The following is a 15869-nucleotide window of genomic DNA, read 5'->3' on the forward strand; positions in this document are numbered from 1 at the left end:
AATAACAAACCTAAACAACTGCTAGACCATTTTAGGTTATCCTAAAAGCAGGACAACCTGAAAGCAATCATTAAGAATTATTTCGTTTGTTTAACTCATCTCTAATTTTTGCTGCTTTTTCATAATCCTCAGATTCCAATGCATTCTGTAGTAATTTACTGAGTTCATCTACGGATTGTTCGTCCAACGTTTTTGTTTTAGGTTGACGATCTGTACGTCTATTTTTGGCACGTTGCACCTCTTTTTCGGTTTCTTCTTCAAGAATAATTCCTGCTTGTTCTAGAATAAACTCAAAGGTATAAATAGGACAACCAAAACGAACAGCTAGGGCTAAAGCATCTGATGTTCTAGAATCTACCTCTGTTTGTTTCCCATCTAGAATACAGATTAGATTAGCATAAAAAATGCCATCTACTAAGTTGTTAATGACAACTTCTTTTATTTCTATATTAAAGCCCGTCAAGGCATTTTTAAATAAATCATGTGTCATAGGGCGACTGGGGGCCATTCCTTCCATCGCAACTGCAATTGCCTGTGCTTCAAACTCGCCAATAACAATAGGTAGCCTTCTTGCTCCTTCTTGCTCTCCTAATACAATAGCATAATTTTGCGTTTGTGCTAAACTATGAGACAGAGCAACTATTTCCAGTTCTATTTTTTTCATTAAAAAGTGTTCTTTAGGGAAAAAAGTTAGTTTTTATAAATAATAAATTAACTTATAATACCCCATTTCTAAAGTTCAGATAAGTGCTTCGATATAATTTTTTGTATTCAATCAAAATTATTGGGGCATTATTTGATTGGTCTATAAATCAAGTAGATACCCTTTGTTTTGATGACCAATTGAAGCTTGGAATATCCAAAAAGTAATAATTTTTAGGGCAAAAAAAGCCTACAATTAACTTACTTTACTATTTTCAAGTGCAAAAAATACGGCTTTTTTTTCTAAGAAAAAATTATTAGCAATAAATAAAAGAAAGGGATCGGAGTTTTGTTGAGCGCACAAAAAAAAATCGTACCTTTCAAAGGTACGATTTGAACTTAGATTGTCTTGTTTTATTTGTTCGGGATATTTTAAGACAATTGTTTCATGGAGAAGTGTAGGTGTTAGTCCCATGGAGTTTTTAGGTGTTAGTTCCACGGAGTTTTTAGGTATTAGCTCATGAAAGTTTTGGTTATTAGTTTTATCTACTGTGTTTAGTGTTTAGGTTTTTAGTAATGGCTTTTTAAGACCATTCATGTTTTAGTTTGCGTTTACCTTATGTTGTTTGGTTTGTTGTTTAATGCAGTTGTAAATGGAAATGTTACCGTTTAATTTAAAATAAGAATACTTTTTTTTTGCTAAATTAATTTTGCTAAATATTTTTTATTTATAATATTTTGATTGGCAGAGAATTGTGTTTTATGTGGCGTTGAAAAAAAATAAAATAAAATGTTGAAAGTAGGAATAACAGGAGGAATAGGCAGTGGAAAATCAACCGTTTGCCGCTTATTTGAAAAGTTTGGAGTACCTGTTTATTATGCGGATGATCGTGCTAAATGGCTCATGAATTATCAAGAAGACCTAAAAACAAAAATCCAAAAGGAATTTGGTGTAGGAGTCTATGATGAGGACGGGCGTTTAAATAGAGAATATTTGGCAGGAATTGTTTTTAATAATAAAGCAAAATTAGAAACCTTAAATGCTATTGTCCATCCTGCGGTTTTTGACGATGGAAAAAATTGGCAAGAGGAGCAGGAGGCTTTGGGGGTAAATTATTCTCTAAAAGAGGCTGCTCTGTTGTTCGAAACTGGTTCTTATGCTTCACTGGATAAAATTATTGTTGTTACCGCCCCTGAAGATATGCGCATTAAGCGAGTAATGGAACGAGACAATACGACAGAAGAGGCGGTACGAGCGAGAATGAGCAAGCAAATGCCACAAGAAGAAAAAGTAAAAAAAGCAAATTATGTAATTGATAATACGGCATGGGAGAGTTTAAGGGCTCAGGTTTCTAAGATTCATGAAGATTTACTCTATTATGCCAAACGACCCAATCGATAAATTGTATCATTGCTCAAAATAGTTGGCATAACGATTAATGTTAATCTCAGCATCCAAGGCTTGATGGTCTTCTAAATAGGCAACAAATTCAGCAGCAAAAAAAGGACTTAAATAGGAGCCTTTTGCTCCCATCCCATTAAATAAATAGAGCATTGGAAATAAAGGGTGTTGACCAATAAAAGGACGGCGATCTCGAACGGTTGGACGGACAGCCGCAAGGTGTTGAACCACTTCAAAAGGGAGCTTAAGAATTCGTCGCAAACGTTCTTCTAGGCTTTTTTGAGCTTTGGGAAGTGGGGCAGTTGTTTTATAATCTCTATTGTAAGTGCTTCCAATCCAATAAAGGTCTTTTTCTAAATGAATGATAAAAACACCATGTTTAACGAGTTTGTTGGGTGCAGGATAGTTGGGGATTTTTACAATTAAAATATCGCCTTTGGCAGGAGCAAAGGGAAGGTAATTAAAATATGGGTTATGAATAGCTTGAAATCCTTCCGCAAAAATAATTCGTCGAGCAACAAGCCCTTTGTAGGCGACACAATTGTCTCTAATTTCCAATTGGCTATAATCAAATTGCTCTGTTAAATAGGTTTGTGTTTTTTCCAATTGTTGTTGATAAGCTAAGACCAATGCTTTAAGATGGACACGCCCCGCTTGCTGAAATTCTACCCCATTTTGCAATTCGGCTAAAAAATCAGTATAAAAACTAAGATCAAAAGTAGGAGCAATATAATTGGTCAGGTCTGGGTTGCCCGAACGAACTAACCAATCGTTTTCTGTTTTGATAGAACCAAATAACATGGCTACAGAACGAAGCGATAAAATAGGAATGTCTAGTTCTTGTTCTAATTCACGATAGGTTTGTATGGCAAATGGAATCAATTCATCTATTCGCCAGCTTTTAACAAAGTTACGCCCTGTTATGGGATTGATTAGGCCTGCTGCAACCATAGAGGAGGCTTGATGGTGTTTGTGGTCAATAACGACTAGCGTTTGTTGCTTTTTTTGCAAAAAATGAGCGACTAAGGTTCCTGCGATTCCTTGACCTACTATGATATAATCGTGCATATAGATGTACTAGTGAAAATGAAATTTGTAAAAATATTGGTTAAATTAGCAATTATCTTTAGAAAGCAGTAAAAGACGTATAAAATGATACAAGTAGTTTTCTTGTTGTTCGTGGTCATGACAAGTACTTATGCTCAAAAAAATCCGCATAAGAACATTACCATTGGAACATCTTATGAGCCCAATGAACCAACAATTGCCATTCACCCTAAAGATCCTAATATTTTGTTAGGAGGTTCCAATATTTTTAATCTTTATCGTTCTGAAGATGGGGGCAAATCTTGGGAGGAAAAAACGCTACGTTCTACTTATGGGGTTTGGGGAGATCCAGTTATTATAGCGGATACCGCTGGAAATTTTTACTTTTTTCATTTGTCTAATCCTGAAGACGGCAATTGGATTGATCGTATTGTTTGCCAAAAAACAGAGGACAATGGTAAAAGTTGGACCAATGGTTCTTATATGGGGCTAAATGGTACCAAGGCACAAGACAAACATTGGGCAGTCGTTGATCCTAGAACCAATTATATTTATGTAACGTGGACGCAATTTGACAAATATGGCAGTACGAACCCCAACGATAAAAGTTCTATTATGTTTTCTATGTCCAAAGATGAGGCAAAAACATGGACAACTGCCAAAAAAATTAATGAGGTGGATGGAGATTGTATAGATAGTGATAATACAACAGAGGGAGCCGTGCCTGCAATTGGCCCTAATGGTGAACTTTATGTGGCTTGGGCAGGTCCTCAAGGCTTGGTTTTTGATCGTTCTTTGGATGGTGGAAAAACTTGGTTGGACAAGGATGTCTTGGTTGATCCAATGCCTAGTGGTTGGGATTATGCTGTTCCTGGAATTTACCGCTGCAACGGGTTACCAATAACTGCTTGTGATATTAGTGGAGGGGCACACAATGGAACAGTTTATATTAATTGGACGGATCAACGGAATGGGGCAGACGACACAGATGTTTGGTTGGCTAAGTCTGAAGATCAAGGGAAAACGTGGTCAAAACCTATTCGGGTGAACAATGATAAGCCTGGTAATCAGCAATTTTTTACATGGATGACGGTTGACCAGACCACAGGTTATTTATACTTTGTTTTTTATGATCGTCGGGGACTTAAAGGAGAACAGACAAATGTGTACATGGCACGTTCTATCGATGGTGGTCAAACTTTTGTTAATTTTAAGATCAATGACAAACCATTTTATCCCAATAAGGGCATCTTTTTTGGCGATTACAACAACATTGCTGTACAAGGCGATGTCATTCGACCAATTTGGACACGTTTAGATGATATGCAGTTGAGTATCAAAACGGCTATTGTTGACATAACAGCAATCCCTGATAAAAACAGCCAAGTTGCTAATGTTACGACTCCAGAATTGGAAGATACCACAAAAACAGCTGTTTCACCATTAGATCCCAATACGTTATTTATTTCTTTCAAAATTCCTAAGAAAAGCAAATTGACCTTGCATCTTTATAATGAAAAGGGCAGACGATTAAAACCCATTTTTAGATGCAAAAGCTTTGAATTTGGTAAACACATCGAAAAATTGAACATTCCAGACCTAAAGCTTAAAAAAGGTAACTATACTTATCAATTAAAACACAAAAGAAAGATACTAAAAGAACGAAAGTTTGAAGTCTTATAAATTATAGAGCTATAGAACAATAAGTAGGTTGGATTGTTATGCTAATGTCTAATTAATAAAAAATATTCTTTGACAACAATTGTGTGATAATCGTTAGTAATAGAGAGGAAAGATAGTTTTCTATTCCACACAATTAGCTTCGCTGCTACTACGTGGTTACTGCGTAAGCCTACGGATGCCAAAGAACCATAAAAAATACTATGATTGATAAAAATACACCTGTATTAGTGACTGGAGGAAGTGGTTATATTGCTTCTTGGGTCGTCAAAAAATTACTCGAACAAGGTTATCTTGTTAATGCGACTGTTCGCAACAAATCAAAAATTGAAAAAGTTGACCATCTGCTAAAATTGCAAACGGAGTTTCCTCAACGATTAAAATTATATGAAGCCGACTTATTAAAAAAGGGCTCTTTTGAAAAAGCAATGGAAGGCTGTGAATTGGTCATTCATATGGCCTCTCCTTTTAAAATTAATGTAAAAGATGCTCAAAAGGAATTGGTCGATCCTGCTTTGGAGGGAACCCGCAATATTCTCAATCAGGTGAATGCTACGCCAAGTGTCAAACGGGTTGTATTAACGTCTAGTGTGGTCGCTATTTATGGTGATGCAGCAGATGCAGTTCTTACCAAAAATGGCATTTTTACAGAGGAATATTGGAATACCTCTAGTTCTTTAAAACATCAGCCTTATAGTTATTCAAAAACATTGGCGGAACAAGAAGCTTGGAAGTTACAAAAGGCACAACAGCGTTGGGATTTAGTCGTCATTAATCCTTCTTTTGTGATGGGACCTTCTCTGAGCAATAGAAAGGATGGAGAGAGTACGGATTTTATGATTCAAATGCTTTCAGGAAATTTCAAAACGGGAGTGCCTAATATGACTTTTGGCTTGGTGGATGTTCGAGATGTTGCAGAAGCCCATATTTTGGCGGGGACTAAAGCCTCGGCTTCGGGGCGTCATATCACTTGCAATCGTTCCCATACTATGTTGGAAATAGCGAAAATTCTTAAACAAGAATTTGGCACTAAATTTAAGTTGCCATCTAGTGAATTGCCTAAGTTTTTGCTCTATATCGTTGGTCCTTTAATGGGAGGTTTGTCTTGGAAGTTTATTAGTGGAAACGTTGGTTTTCCTTTAAATTTTGATAACAGTTATAGCCAAAAAGATCTAGGGCTTACGTACAGAAAGATTGCAGAAACCCTGAAAGATCATGCAGATCAATTGATAGAAAGTGGACACGTTAAGCTGACTTAAAAAATTAACGGAGTATTACTGAAAAATAATCAATACCATAAAAGAGGTTCATTTTCAGTGAATAAGGAAATCAGAACGGGCGTTCGTTGCAAGAAAAAAAAATAAAAAAAAATACAGCGTAGTATTGCATCTTTCAAAATCTTTATTTAAACTTGTAAAACAAAGACGGAATAAAAACAACATCATGACACTAATTAATAATACATTTTATAATAATAATTTTTACTTTTTTAACCAAAAAGGTAAGAGCTAATGAAGTGTATTATATCCTAATATATTTAAAGAGCTCGAACTTAAATTCGGGCTCTTTTTTTTTTGCTTATTTTTTAATACAACTTATTGTTCAATTCTCTTCTTAAACAACTTCGACATTAAAATCTAAAATAACAATGCAACTTTCCTATTCAATTTATAATAATAATAATTTTTTCTTTTACAGCAGGTTTATGCCGAGCTAATAGGGAAGATATACCTATAACTTTTTGAAGCTCGGATTTTATCCGAGCTTTTTTTTTGCCATCAACTATTTAAAATCGAATGAAACACAACTATTATCAGAACAGCAAAGCCTCTGCCATCAAAAAAGTAGCCATACAAGGTATAAGAGGAGCATTTCACGAAGAAGCTGCAAGGCAGTGGTTTGAATCGGAGGCGATTGAAATTGTTCCAACTTTGTTGTTTAAGGACATGGTTAAGGCGGTAGCAGCAAAAGAAATTGAGCATGCAGTAATTGCCATAGAAAACACCATTTCAGGAACCATCCACCAAAATCTTCGTCTATTGTCCAGTTATCCTGTAGAAATTTGCGGTGAAATTAGCTTGCGAATTAGGCAAAATTTGGGCGTGTTACCAGGCACAAGCCTAAAAGATCTAACAGAAGTGCGCTCGCATTATATGGCTATTAATCAGTGCCGAAGATATTTTAAGGAACATCCTCAAATCAAGTTGGTGGAGGATATTGATACTGCACTTAGTGCTAAAACCATTGCTCAACAACAATTAAAAACAGTTGGAGCGATAGGGAGTTTACAAGCAATGGATTTTTATGGTTTGGAAGTTATTGGAAGAAGTATAGAGACCGATAAACACAATTATACACGTTTTTTTGTATTGGCGCCTAAGTCCGAAAAAAGACCTACAGAGGGATATAACAAAGTGACGATTAGTGCTGTTTTGCCACATAAAGCAGGGAGCCTAAATCGGTTGTTGACCTTTTTCCAATTAGAGGCTATCAACCTTAGCAAGTTAGAATCTATCACCATTGTTGGGCAGCCGTATCGATATCGATTTATTATGGATTTGGAATTTGAGCGTGGTTACAATTTTGAAAATCAATTGGAACAACTACAAAAGCTCACTTGCAGTTATAAAATATTAGGATATTATAATAGTAACAATCAATAGATTATGAAAGTTGCATCAAGGGTTTTATCAATAGAAGCTTACTTTTTTGCTAAAAAATTAGCAGAAATAAAGGAATTAAAAACAAAGGGAAAACCAATTATCAATTTGGGGATTGGGAGCCCTGATTTAGAGCCACACCAAAAAGTACGTCAAGCACTTCAAGTAGCGACAGAAAAAAAAGGAAGTTATCAATACCAATCGTATCGAGGAATTGATGATCTGAGAATAGCGATCGCCAAGTGGTATCAAAAGATATACAAGGTTAAGTTGGATGAAAAGCATGAAGTCTTGCCTTTGATGGGATCTAAAGAAGGGATTAACTACATTTCTTTGGCTTATCTGGAAGCAGGGGATAAGGTATTGGTGCCCAATCCTGGATATCCAGCTTATGCTGCTGCTGCTAGGATAGCTGGGGCAAAGGCGGTTTATTATGATTTAAAAGCGGATAAAAACTGGTATCCTGATTTTGAGCAATTGGAGCAGTTGGTGGATGAAGATTGTAAGATGATTTGGGTCAATTATCCTAATATGCCAACGACCCAAGCGGCTTCTATGGACGTTTTTGAGCAGTTATTAAATTTTGCCAAAAAACACCAATTACTATTGTGTAATGACAATCCTTATAGTCTCATTTCATCTAGTTCTCCTAAGAGCTTGTTGAGTTTGCCAAATGCCAAAGACGTTGCGGTCGAACTTAATTCATTGAGCAAATCTCATAATATGGCAGGAGCTCGATTGGGGATGCTAGTAGGGCGACAAACGATTATAAGTGACATTTTTAAGGTCTATAGTAATTTTAGTTCAGGTATGTTTTTACCCATTCAAAAAGCAGCCATAGAGGCATTGGAATTGGATGCCTCTTGGTACAAAATGCTCAATAAATTTTATATGGAACGCAGGCAGCTAGCACAAGCTATTTTAGCGGATTTGGGTTGCCAGTATAACCCTAGGGGAGCGGGACTATTTGTTTGGGGCAAAATCCCTTCAGCATTTAGCGATTGCCATGAGCTCTCGGATCAGTTGCTTTATAAGGCCAATGTATTTGTTACACCAGGAAGCATTTTTGGTAGCAATGGCAGTCAGTATATCCGTATTTCTTTATGTGCTTCTTTAGAAGAATTAACAGAGGCAAAACAACGAATTAAACAACATCTTAACCTACCATTAGTTCGGTGAAAAACCTTATTAGGTTGATTTTTAGGCGTTTTTCGTAAAAATTTATAAATCAATCGAATAAAATGGTGCTTTTTTGATTTTTGTTAAAAAAATTATCGAACTATTACCTACAAAATACCAATTAAAATGAAAATTACAACTTGGAAAAAAAATGATCTAAATAAGCCAATGCTGATTGCAGGTCCTTGCAGTGCAGAAAGCCGAATGCAGGTATTAGAAACTGCAAAAAAATTAAAAGAACAAAATCTGGCTTATTTTAGAGCAGGAATCTGGAAGCCTCGAACTCGACCAGGAGCATTTGAAGGAGTAGGAACAATAGGCTTGAGTTGGTTACAAGAAGCTAAAAAATTATATCAATTGCCAATTTGTACAGAAGTTGCCAATGTAAAACATGTCTATGAAGCCCTAAAAGCAGGAATGGATATGTTGTGGATTGGAGCCAGAACAAGTACCAATCCTTTTGCGGTTCAGGAAATTGCAGAAGCGTTGAGAGGAGTAGATATTCCTATCATGGTAAAAAATCCAATCAATCCAGACTTAAAACTATGGATTGGCGCAATTGAACGTTTTGAAAAATGTGGCATTCAGAATATTGCAGCGATTCATCGAGGGTTTTCTATCTATGAAAAAATTGACTACAGGAATCAACCTAAATGGCAAATAGCGGTGGACTTGCAACGGGAGTATCCCGATATGTTGATGATTTGTGATCCAAGTCATATTGGAGGGAAAAGGGCACACATTCTGAAAATTTCTCAAAAAGCATTGGATTTAAATTTTGATGGTTTAATGATTGAAACACACCATCAACCCCAAGAAGCTTGGACAGATGCTGCCCAGCAAATTACTCCTAAACAATTGATGGAGACATTGGAGCAATTAATTATTCGGGATAAAGAGCCTACTGAGGTGGCACTAGAAGAGTTAGAAGAACTAAGGGGAGCAATTAGAAATTTGGACAAAGAACTCATTCAGCTTTTATCGGATAGAATGTCTATTTCTGAAAAAATTGGTCACTACAAAAAACTAAATAACATGACCATTTTACAAAATTCACAGTGGGAAAAGCTTTTGGATCGGAATATGAAACAGGCCGAAAATGCTCACATTGCCCAACACTTTACTACTAAATTATTCAAACTAATCCATCAAGAATCCATTAATGTTCAAGAGCAAGTCTTAACAAAGGACAATTAAAAAGATGGATTTAACCAACATTACTCCGTTGAAAACCTGAAGGTTCACGTAGTAGCAGCGAAGCTAATCGTATTCGATTATTACATGAGTGCTACGAAGTTGATTATCAAAATGATGCGATTTTACTACTCAAAACATTAGTTATTTGATAACCTAGCTTTGCTAGCTCATGTAATAATCAATCGAATACATGAGCATAGCGAACTAAAAAAAGCAAAAGACTACCTCACGAGTGTAACGAACCGACCTCAGGGAGCTCATAAGCGCTAGCGCACTAGCTAATTAACGGAGTATTAAACCAAACTATAGTTTAATAAAACTAAGTAATGGGGCAAAATTATTTATAGAATTTGCAGTAAAAGATTTTTGATATTAACAAGGCGAAAAACACAGTCATAGCCTTAGCTATGGCGAGTATTTTCAACACAGTTAAGATTAAAAAGATTGCTCGAATAAACTATCAATAATTTAGATTCATTACTTACCTCTTAATAATTTAAAAAAACATCAAAATGAAGGACGTACTAAAGTCTTACCCAACGGTATCGGACAAAATGAAAACAGAAGAAGCCATAGAATTGGTAAAGTTGACTTTTATTAAACATCTATCTAATATGTTGAACTTGAAAAAAGTATCGGCTCCTGTGGTAGTTTTAAAGGGAACTGGGATCAATGACGATCTAAATGGAATGGAGCGACCAGTAGGCTTTCCGATTAAGGATTTGGCAGAGCGTCGGGCAGAAGTAGTACATTCCTTAGCCAAGTGGAAACGATTGAGATTGAAGCAATATGAAATTCCTGAAGGGGAGGGGATCGTAACGGATATGAGGGCTTTGCGTCCAGATGAAAAATTATCACCATTGCATTCTATTTATGTAGATCAGTTTGATTGGGAGCAACACATTCCCAAAACGGCAAGAACTGTTGAACAATTAAAAACAACGGTTCAAAAAATATACGCAGCACTAAAAGCTACAGAGGCTAAAGTGCACGAAGTATATCCTGAGGTACTACCGACCTTACCCGCCGAAATTACTTTTATTCACAGTGAAGATTTATTGATGAAGTATCCCCAGTTAACTCCTAAGGAGCGAGAAGATGCTGCTGCCAAAGAGTATGGTGCTTTTTTCTTGATGGGCATTGGAGGAAAGCTATTTAATGGAGAAAAACACGATGGCAGAGCCCCTGATTATGACGATTGGTCAACGCTTACCCAAAAAGGGCAGCGAGGGCTAAATGGGGATATTATTGTATGGAACTCAGTTTTGGGGCGTTCTTTTGAATTGTCTTCTATGGGAATTAGAGTGGATGAGGAAGCATTGTTGAGACAGTTAGAATTAGAGGATAGCTTAGATCGAAAAGAGCTGTACTTTCATCAATTGTTGTTGAGTGGAGCACTACCACAAAGTATAGGAGGAGGGATTGGCCAGTCCCGTTTGGCAATGCTACTCTTAAAAAAGCGACATATTGGAGAAGTACAAGTTAGTATTTGGTCAGATGCTATTTACGAATCAACCGCAGAGAAGGGAATACAATTGCTATAAAAAATAAGAGGCTGCCTACGGTTGTAGGTAGCCTCTTAAAAAAATATATGATAAGTTGTGATTATTCAGCAGTTTGAACAATAACTTGTCTATTCAATTCTTTTCCTGCATCATCTTTCAAACGGAAGTTATAAGTTCCATTATCCAAAGATTTTACGTTCAAAGCCTTATAGTTATTACCTTGGTTAATTTCAAATTTGTTATTAGCAACCATTGCAAAACCTTCTTCATCAAACATTTCAATGGTTAGGTTTTTAGCATCTTCTGTTTCTATACCAAAAATGAACATACCATTTTCAACTGGCTCATCAGACATGGTAAAATTAACATCCAATAATTGTGCTTCTTTTTCTGCACCCATCAACGACTCATTAATGCTCATTACAGTAGCCGCATCAGCGTCTTCTGCATTCATCAATTGAGCGGTGGCTACAATATCACTTGTTTCAAGTGTAATCATTTTACCCTCAAAGTTTACTTGCAATACTTGCTCTTGTGTTTGAGCAGCTCTAGTTACGCTAGCACTCTCAATCTCTAATTCAGATACTTCTTGATTTTGTTGGTTGCTACAAGAAGCGGTAAATAATATAGTTAGTAATCCTAAGAAAAATAAATTAGTGTAATTTTTCATGCTATTACGATTTTTTACGGTTCTAATAAAAATAAAATACCCTGTTTTGGGACAGGGACAACATTTAATGTACAAAAAAAAAGAATTATTACCGCTAAATAGAACTTTTTTTTTTGTCTGTCCCTTTATTAAGTCCAGATTTATAACGTACTATAATCAAACAATGATTCAAGGAAAAAGGTTTTTGTTATAAATAACGATTATCACGAATAAAGTTGTATGGATAGATGTAGCCTTTTTCTCTTTGCTAGTCTTTTGTAGCCCTTGCTACAAGCACACGCAGTTCACTACGTTCATCCTCATCATCAAAAGACGCACAGCCTTTCCAAGGATGTACGTTTTTGCTTCTTTAGCTCCCTATGGTCGTGAGATCGCAAGCTTAGTTGCTAAAGAGAAAAATCAGAACATCTCTCTGCTCATAAAATCTATTCGTGATAATCGTTAATAAAATACCATTGAGGTTGCTTAAAAATGGTGAATAATGCGAATCCAATCAAAAAAACTACGAATATTCATTTCTTACTAGCGTATGTTCAATGCTCTAATGGTTCAATTTTATTTGATCTAAATTTGAACACGAAATCAACAACAATTGATTTTGATGGAGGTCGCTGAAAATCCTTTTTAAACGAGTAAGCATTAATCTTTATAACAATTAAAATATATGAAAATGTTACTGGGTAAAAACGCAGCTTTATTAGTAGGTCTTTTGTGTATGGTTGCTTCTTGTGGAGAAACAGCCCCCAAAGATTTAGAATTGACCCAAGAGGTGGAGTTGAGTGGCTTCGGATTGACGGCTAAAATCCCTGCTGATTGGAAAATAGAAGAAGAAACAACTTACGATGGAAATTTTAGTGGATATTTAATTAGAGGAAAAAGAGATAGAATTAGAATTGAAGAAAAGGAGGGCAATTGTTTTACAGAAACTTCAGTAGATGAATTTGCTAAGTTTATGGACGAGCAAAGCAAGTCTATTGATGCTAAGGCAATTCCAGCAGGGAAAGAAAGAACACCAGATAGATTTGTGAGCAAAGAGGTCTTAAAGTATAAGAATGGTGCTTATGGCTTGGTGTATGAAAATGAATTTACAACAACAGTAGATGGAAGTACTAAATTGGTACAACATCCTGCCTACTATGTTTTTAACATCAAAAACAAAGAGGGCAAGTGCATTCAGGTAGAGAATACTTCTTATAATAACGATGGAGAAACGTTGCCAACGGATTTAAAAATTATACAGTCTATCCACTAGATAGCGGGCTAATTTTTACAAAAAAAGTAATTTGATACAAATTACTATGTGAATCTTTGTTTCTTGCCTTGTTTGTGAGATCAAAAATGCTATTCAGGGGAGCGAACTATTAATCTATCCCATTGAGCAGTTTTTTTTAGCCTGTTTTTTAGGAAGTGTAAATAGATAATAATTTGCTTTATAAGTTGTTTAAAAAGAATTGTACCCCTACAATACTTTTTAAACAACTTTATCTTGTGTTGTATTAGGTTGTTTAAAGACCTTAAATAAATAGCCTAAAGCTGGCAAAATGATAGAAAGCCCAATAACAATAGCAAGGGTTAATTGTTCAAACGTACGGATAGGAGCATGGCAATTGTCAATGCTCAAAAACTCACCATTGCTAAATTTTATAAAAACAGGGTATTGAACCAATGCCCAGGCCCACAAAATGAAGGCAATTTGTACCACTACTACTTTTCGGATTCTCCATACAGAGAAAATGCGAATGTATTTTAGAATTAAGGGAATTAATGCAGAAGCTAGGAATATAAATAAAAGACTAATAGGAGAAGCTAAAAAATCATCCACAAGACTTGCTCCATACCATTGAGCGCTAGCAAAAACAAGCATTCCTGACACAATAGCACTGGCTAAGGTTTGTTTGATTAATTTGTGAAATCGTCTAATTTCACTTTCTTTCTTAGATTCACCAACTAAAAATATAGCCGCTAAATAACTGCACAAAGAAACCACAAAAAGTCCCATACTAAAGCAAAAGCCATTAAACCAAGGGGCAATATATACCGCATAAAAACCTTGCGATTCATCTACTGTCATTTTGCCCAAAACCATTGCCCCTAATAGTACTCCTAAAAAGAAGGGCGTAATGATACTTGATAGCCTAAAAAATAAATTATAATAAGGATGAGGCTGTGTTTGGTCTACATCATAATGCCGAAAGGTAAAGGCGGTTCCTCTAAAAATAATGCCCATCAATACAATCATAATAGGAATATGAAGGTAATTGGATAAGGTAGCATAAACCTTTGGAAAACCATTAAATACAATAACAACAACAAGAATTAACCAAATGTGATTGGCTTCCCAAACAGGGGCAATTGCTTTGGTAATGGTATGGATACTGCGCTTGCCTGTGAAAATTTCAATAACTCCTGCTCCAAAGTCTGCGCCCCCTAATATGAGGTAGAGAAATAAGGCTACTCCTAAAACCAGTAAGATAAATAAGATCATTTGTTGGTTGTTTTATTGGGTTTAGAATTGGTGGTTGATATGATTTTGCCACTTTCATAAAGTTTAGGTACGCTTTCAAACTGGCGTTTCATTAGACCAATGAGAATAAATGCTAATACAGTAAAAACAAACAAGGTAAAATAAAACGAGTATTGCATACCAGGCATTGTCGTTGCAGCGTCTTTGGTTTTCATTATTTTGTAAATAATCCAAGGTTGCCTGCCTACCTCTGTTACGGTCCAACCTGCTTCTAATGCTATAAAGCCAAGTGGCGTGCAAAAAACAGCTAGTTTTAACCACCAAGATTGGACTAAAATATGTGGTTTTTTCCATTGAAAAAATAAGAATAGAAGTCCAACCAAGACTAAAAAGCTACCTAGACCAATCATAATTTGAAAAGCATAATGGACAACAGCAACAGGAGGGCGCTCATCTTTTGGAGTTTGATCCAACCCTTCTACTTCAGCATGAATATCTCCATGCGCTAAAAAACTTAATAAATAAGGAATTTTAATGCCATAACTCACCGTTTCTTGTTCTTCATCAGGAATTCCGCCAATCAGGAATGGAGCCCCTTTTTCGGTATGAAAGTGAGCTTCCATGGCAGCTAATTTGGTAGGTTGTCGTTGGGCAACATCTTTGGCGGCAGCATCTCCACTAATAGGAATAAGCAGTGCAGCAACAGCACCAAAAGTCATGGCAATTTTAAATGCTTTTTGATGAAAAATGGAGTTTTGACCACGTAGAATTAGAAGCGCATGCACACCTGCAACCCCAAATCCAACACTAATAAAAGAGGCAATTAGCATATGGTGAACCTGAGAGAACCAAGCATCATTGAACATGGCTGCAACAGGATCTATGTTACTAAAAACGCCATTCTCGTATAAAAAACCTGTTGGGCTGTTCATCCACCCATTGGCTGCAATCACCAAGAGACCAGAAGATAATCCTGCGATTCCAACAATCAGCCCAGCCAACCAATGGCTGCGTTCAGAAACCTTGTCCCAGCCATATAAAAAAACGCCCAAGGCAATAGCTTCTACAAAAAAAGCAGTTCCTTCCCAAGAAAAGGGCATGCCAATAATAGGTCCCGCATGCTCCATAAAGGAGGGAAACAATAGCCCCAATTCAAAGGAAAGCATGGTACCTGTCACCGCTCCAACAGCAAAAAAAATAGCGACACCTTTGGACCAACCTTTTGCTAAATCTAAATATACTTGCTCTCTTGTGCGTAGCCATTTCCATTCCGCAAAAGCCATAAAAAATGGCATAACCATACCAATACAAGCAAAAATAATATGAAATCCGAGCGAAAACGCCATCTGCATTCTTGCAGCAATTAAGGTATCCATGTCGATTGTATTTTTTGATGTTTATTGAGTTATACAAACATAAGAAA

General features: G+C 36.2%; 13 protein-coding genes. 8 read left to right on the forward strand and 5 right to left on the reverse strand.

Features of this window, described 5'->3' with window-relative positions:
• Positions 1-70: 70 nt before the first annotated feature.
• Positions 71-664 carry a bifunctional nuclease family protein gene (locus AsAng_RS01640; protein ID WP_264791028.1) on the reverse strand — a complete coding sequence of 198 codons (594 nt, stop codon included), beginning with the start codon at positions 662-664 and terminating at the stop codon, positions 71-73.
• A gap of 768 nt (positions 665-1432) precedes the next feature.
• On the opposite strand from AsAng_RS01640, the gene coaE reads away from it, so the two are divergent.
• A complete protein-coding gene (gene coaE, locus AsAng_RS01645) occupies positions 1433-2044 on the forward strand; it encodes a dephospho-CoA kinase (protein ID WP_264791029.1) in 612 nt (203 codons plus the stop codon).
• A 6-nt stretch (positions 2045-2050) separates the two neighbouring features.
• Here the strand turns inward: coaE and AsAng_RS01650 are convergent, their stop codons facing one another.
• Positions 2051-3112: an NAD(P)/FAD-dependent oxidoreductase gene (locus tag AsAng_RS01650; protein WP_264791030.1), complete on the reverse strand. Its 1062-nt coding sequence runs from the start codon at positions 3110-3112 to the stop codon at positions 2051-2053.
• A gap of 84 nt (positions 3113-3196) precedes the next feature.
• On the opposite strand from AsAng_RS01650, the gene AsAng_RS01655 reads away from it, so the two are divergent.
• The 6 genes from AsAng_RS01655 to asnA all read left to right on the forward strand — a co-directional run bounded on the left by AsAng_RS01655 (position 3197) and on the right by asnA (position 11351).
• The gene (locus AsAng_RS01655; RefSeq protein WP_264791031.1) at positions 3197-4774 is read left to right on the forward strand and encodes a sialidase family protein; all 1578 of its coding nucleotides are present in this window, start codon (positions 3197-3199) and stop codon (positions 4772-4774) included.
• Between the two features lie 200 nt (positions 4775-4974).
• Entirely contained in the window at positions 4975-6030 is a 1056-nt protein-coding gene (locus tag AsAng_RS01660; RefSeq protein WP_264791032.1) for an SDR family oxidoreductase, read from the forward strand.
• 537 nt (positions 6031-6567) lie between these two features.
• A complete protein-coding gene (locus AsAng_RS01665) occupies positions 6568-7434 on the forward strand; it encodes a prephenate dehydratase (RefSeq protein WP_264791033.1) in 867 nt (288 codons plus the stop codon).
• 3 nt (positions 7435-7437) lie between these two features.
• Positions 7438-8610, forward strand: a complete 1173-nt coding sequence (locus tag AsAng_RS01670) for a pyridoxal phosphate-dependent aminotransferase (protein ID WP_264791034.1) — start codon at positions 7438-7440, stop codon at positions 8608-8610.
• A gap of 126 nt (positions 8611-8736) precedes the next feature.
• Positions 8737-9807 carry a bifunctional 3-deoxy-7-phosphoheptulonate synthase/chorismate mutase type II gene (locus tag AsAng_RS01675; RefSeq protein WP_264791035.1) on the forward strand — a complete coding sequence of 357 codons (1071 nt, stop codon included), beginning with the start codon at positions 8737-8739 and terminating at the stop codon, positions 9805-9807.
• Positions 9808-10319: 512 nt separating this feature from the next.
• A complete protein-coding gene (asnA, locus tag AsAng_RS01680) occupies positions 10320-11351 on the forward strand; it encodes an aspartate--ammonia ligase (RefSeq protein WP_264791036.1) in 1032 nt (343 codons plus the stop codon).
• 61 nt (positions 11352-11412) lie between these two features.
• Here the strand turns inward: asnA and AsAng_RS01685 are convergent, their stop codons facing one another.
• Positions 11413-11982, reverse strand: coding sequence for a T9SS type A sorting domain-containing protein (locus AsAng_RS01685; RefSeq protein WP_264791037.1), 570 nt, complete (start codon positions 11980-11982; stop codon positions 11413-11415).
• Positions 11983-12646: 664 nt separating this feature from the next.
• On the opposite strand from AsAng_RS01685, the gene AsAng_RS01690 reads away from it, so the two are divergent.
• Positions 12647-13234, forward strand: a complete 588-nt coding sequence (locus AsAng_RS01690) for a hypothetical protein (RefSeq protein WP_264791038.1) — start codon at positions 12647-12649, stop codon at positions 13232-13234.
• Between the two features lie 219 nt (positions 13235-13453).
• On the opposite strand, the gene AsAng_RS01695 is transcribed toward AsAng_RS01690, so the two are convergent.
• Together AsAng_RS01695 and AsAng_RS01700 are read right to left on the reverse strand one after the other, a co-directional pair.
• Positions 13454-14467, reverse strand: coding sequence for a cytochrome d ubiquinol oxidase subunit II (locus AsAng_RS01695; RefSeq protein ID WP_264791039.1), 1014 nt, complete (start codon positions 14465-14467; stop codon positions 13454-13456).
• The gene (locus AsAng_RS01700; protein ID WP_264791040.1) at positions 14464-15822 is read right to left on the reverse strand and encodes a cytochrome ubiquinol oxidase subunit I; all 1359 of its coding nucleotides are present in this window, start codon (positions 15820-15822) and stop codon (positions 14464-14466) included. Before AsAng_RS01700 ends, AsAng_RS01695 begins: the two co-directional genes overlap by 4 nt.
• Positions 15823-15869: the final 47 nt, after the last annotated feature.

Source organism: Aureispira anguillae, from assembly GCF_026000115.1.
GTDB classification, from domain to species: Bacteria; Bacteroidota; Bacteroidia; order Chitinophagales; family Saprospiraceae; genus Aureispira; species Aureispira anguillae.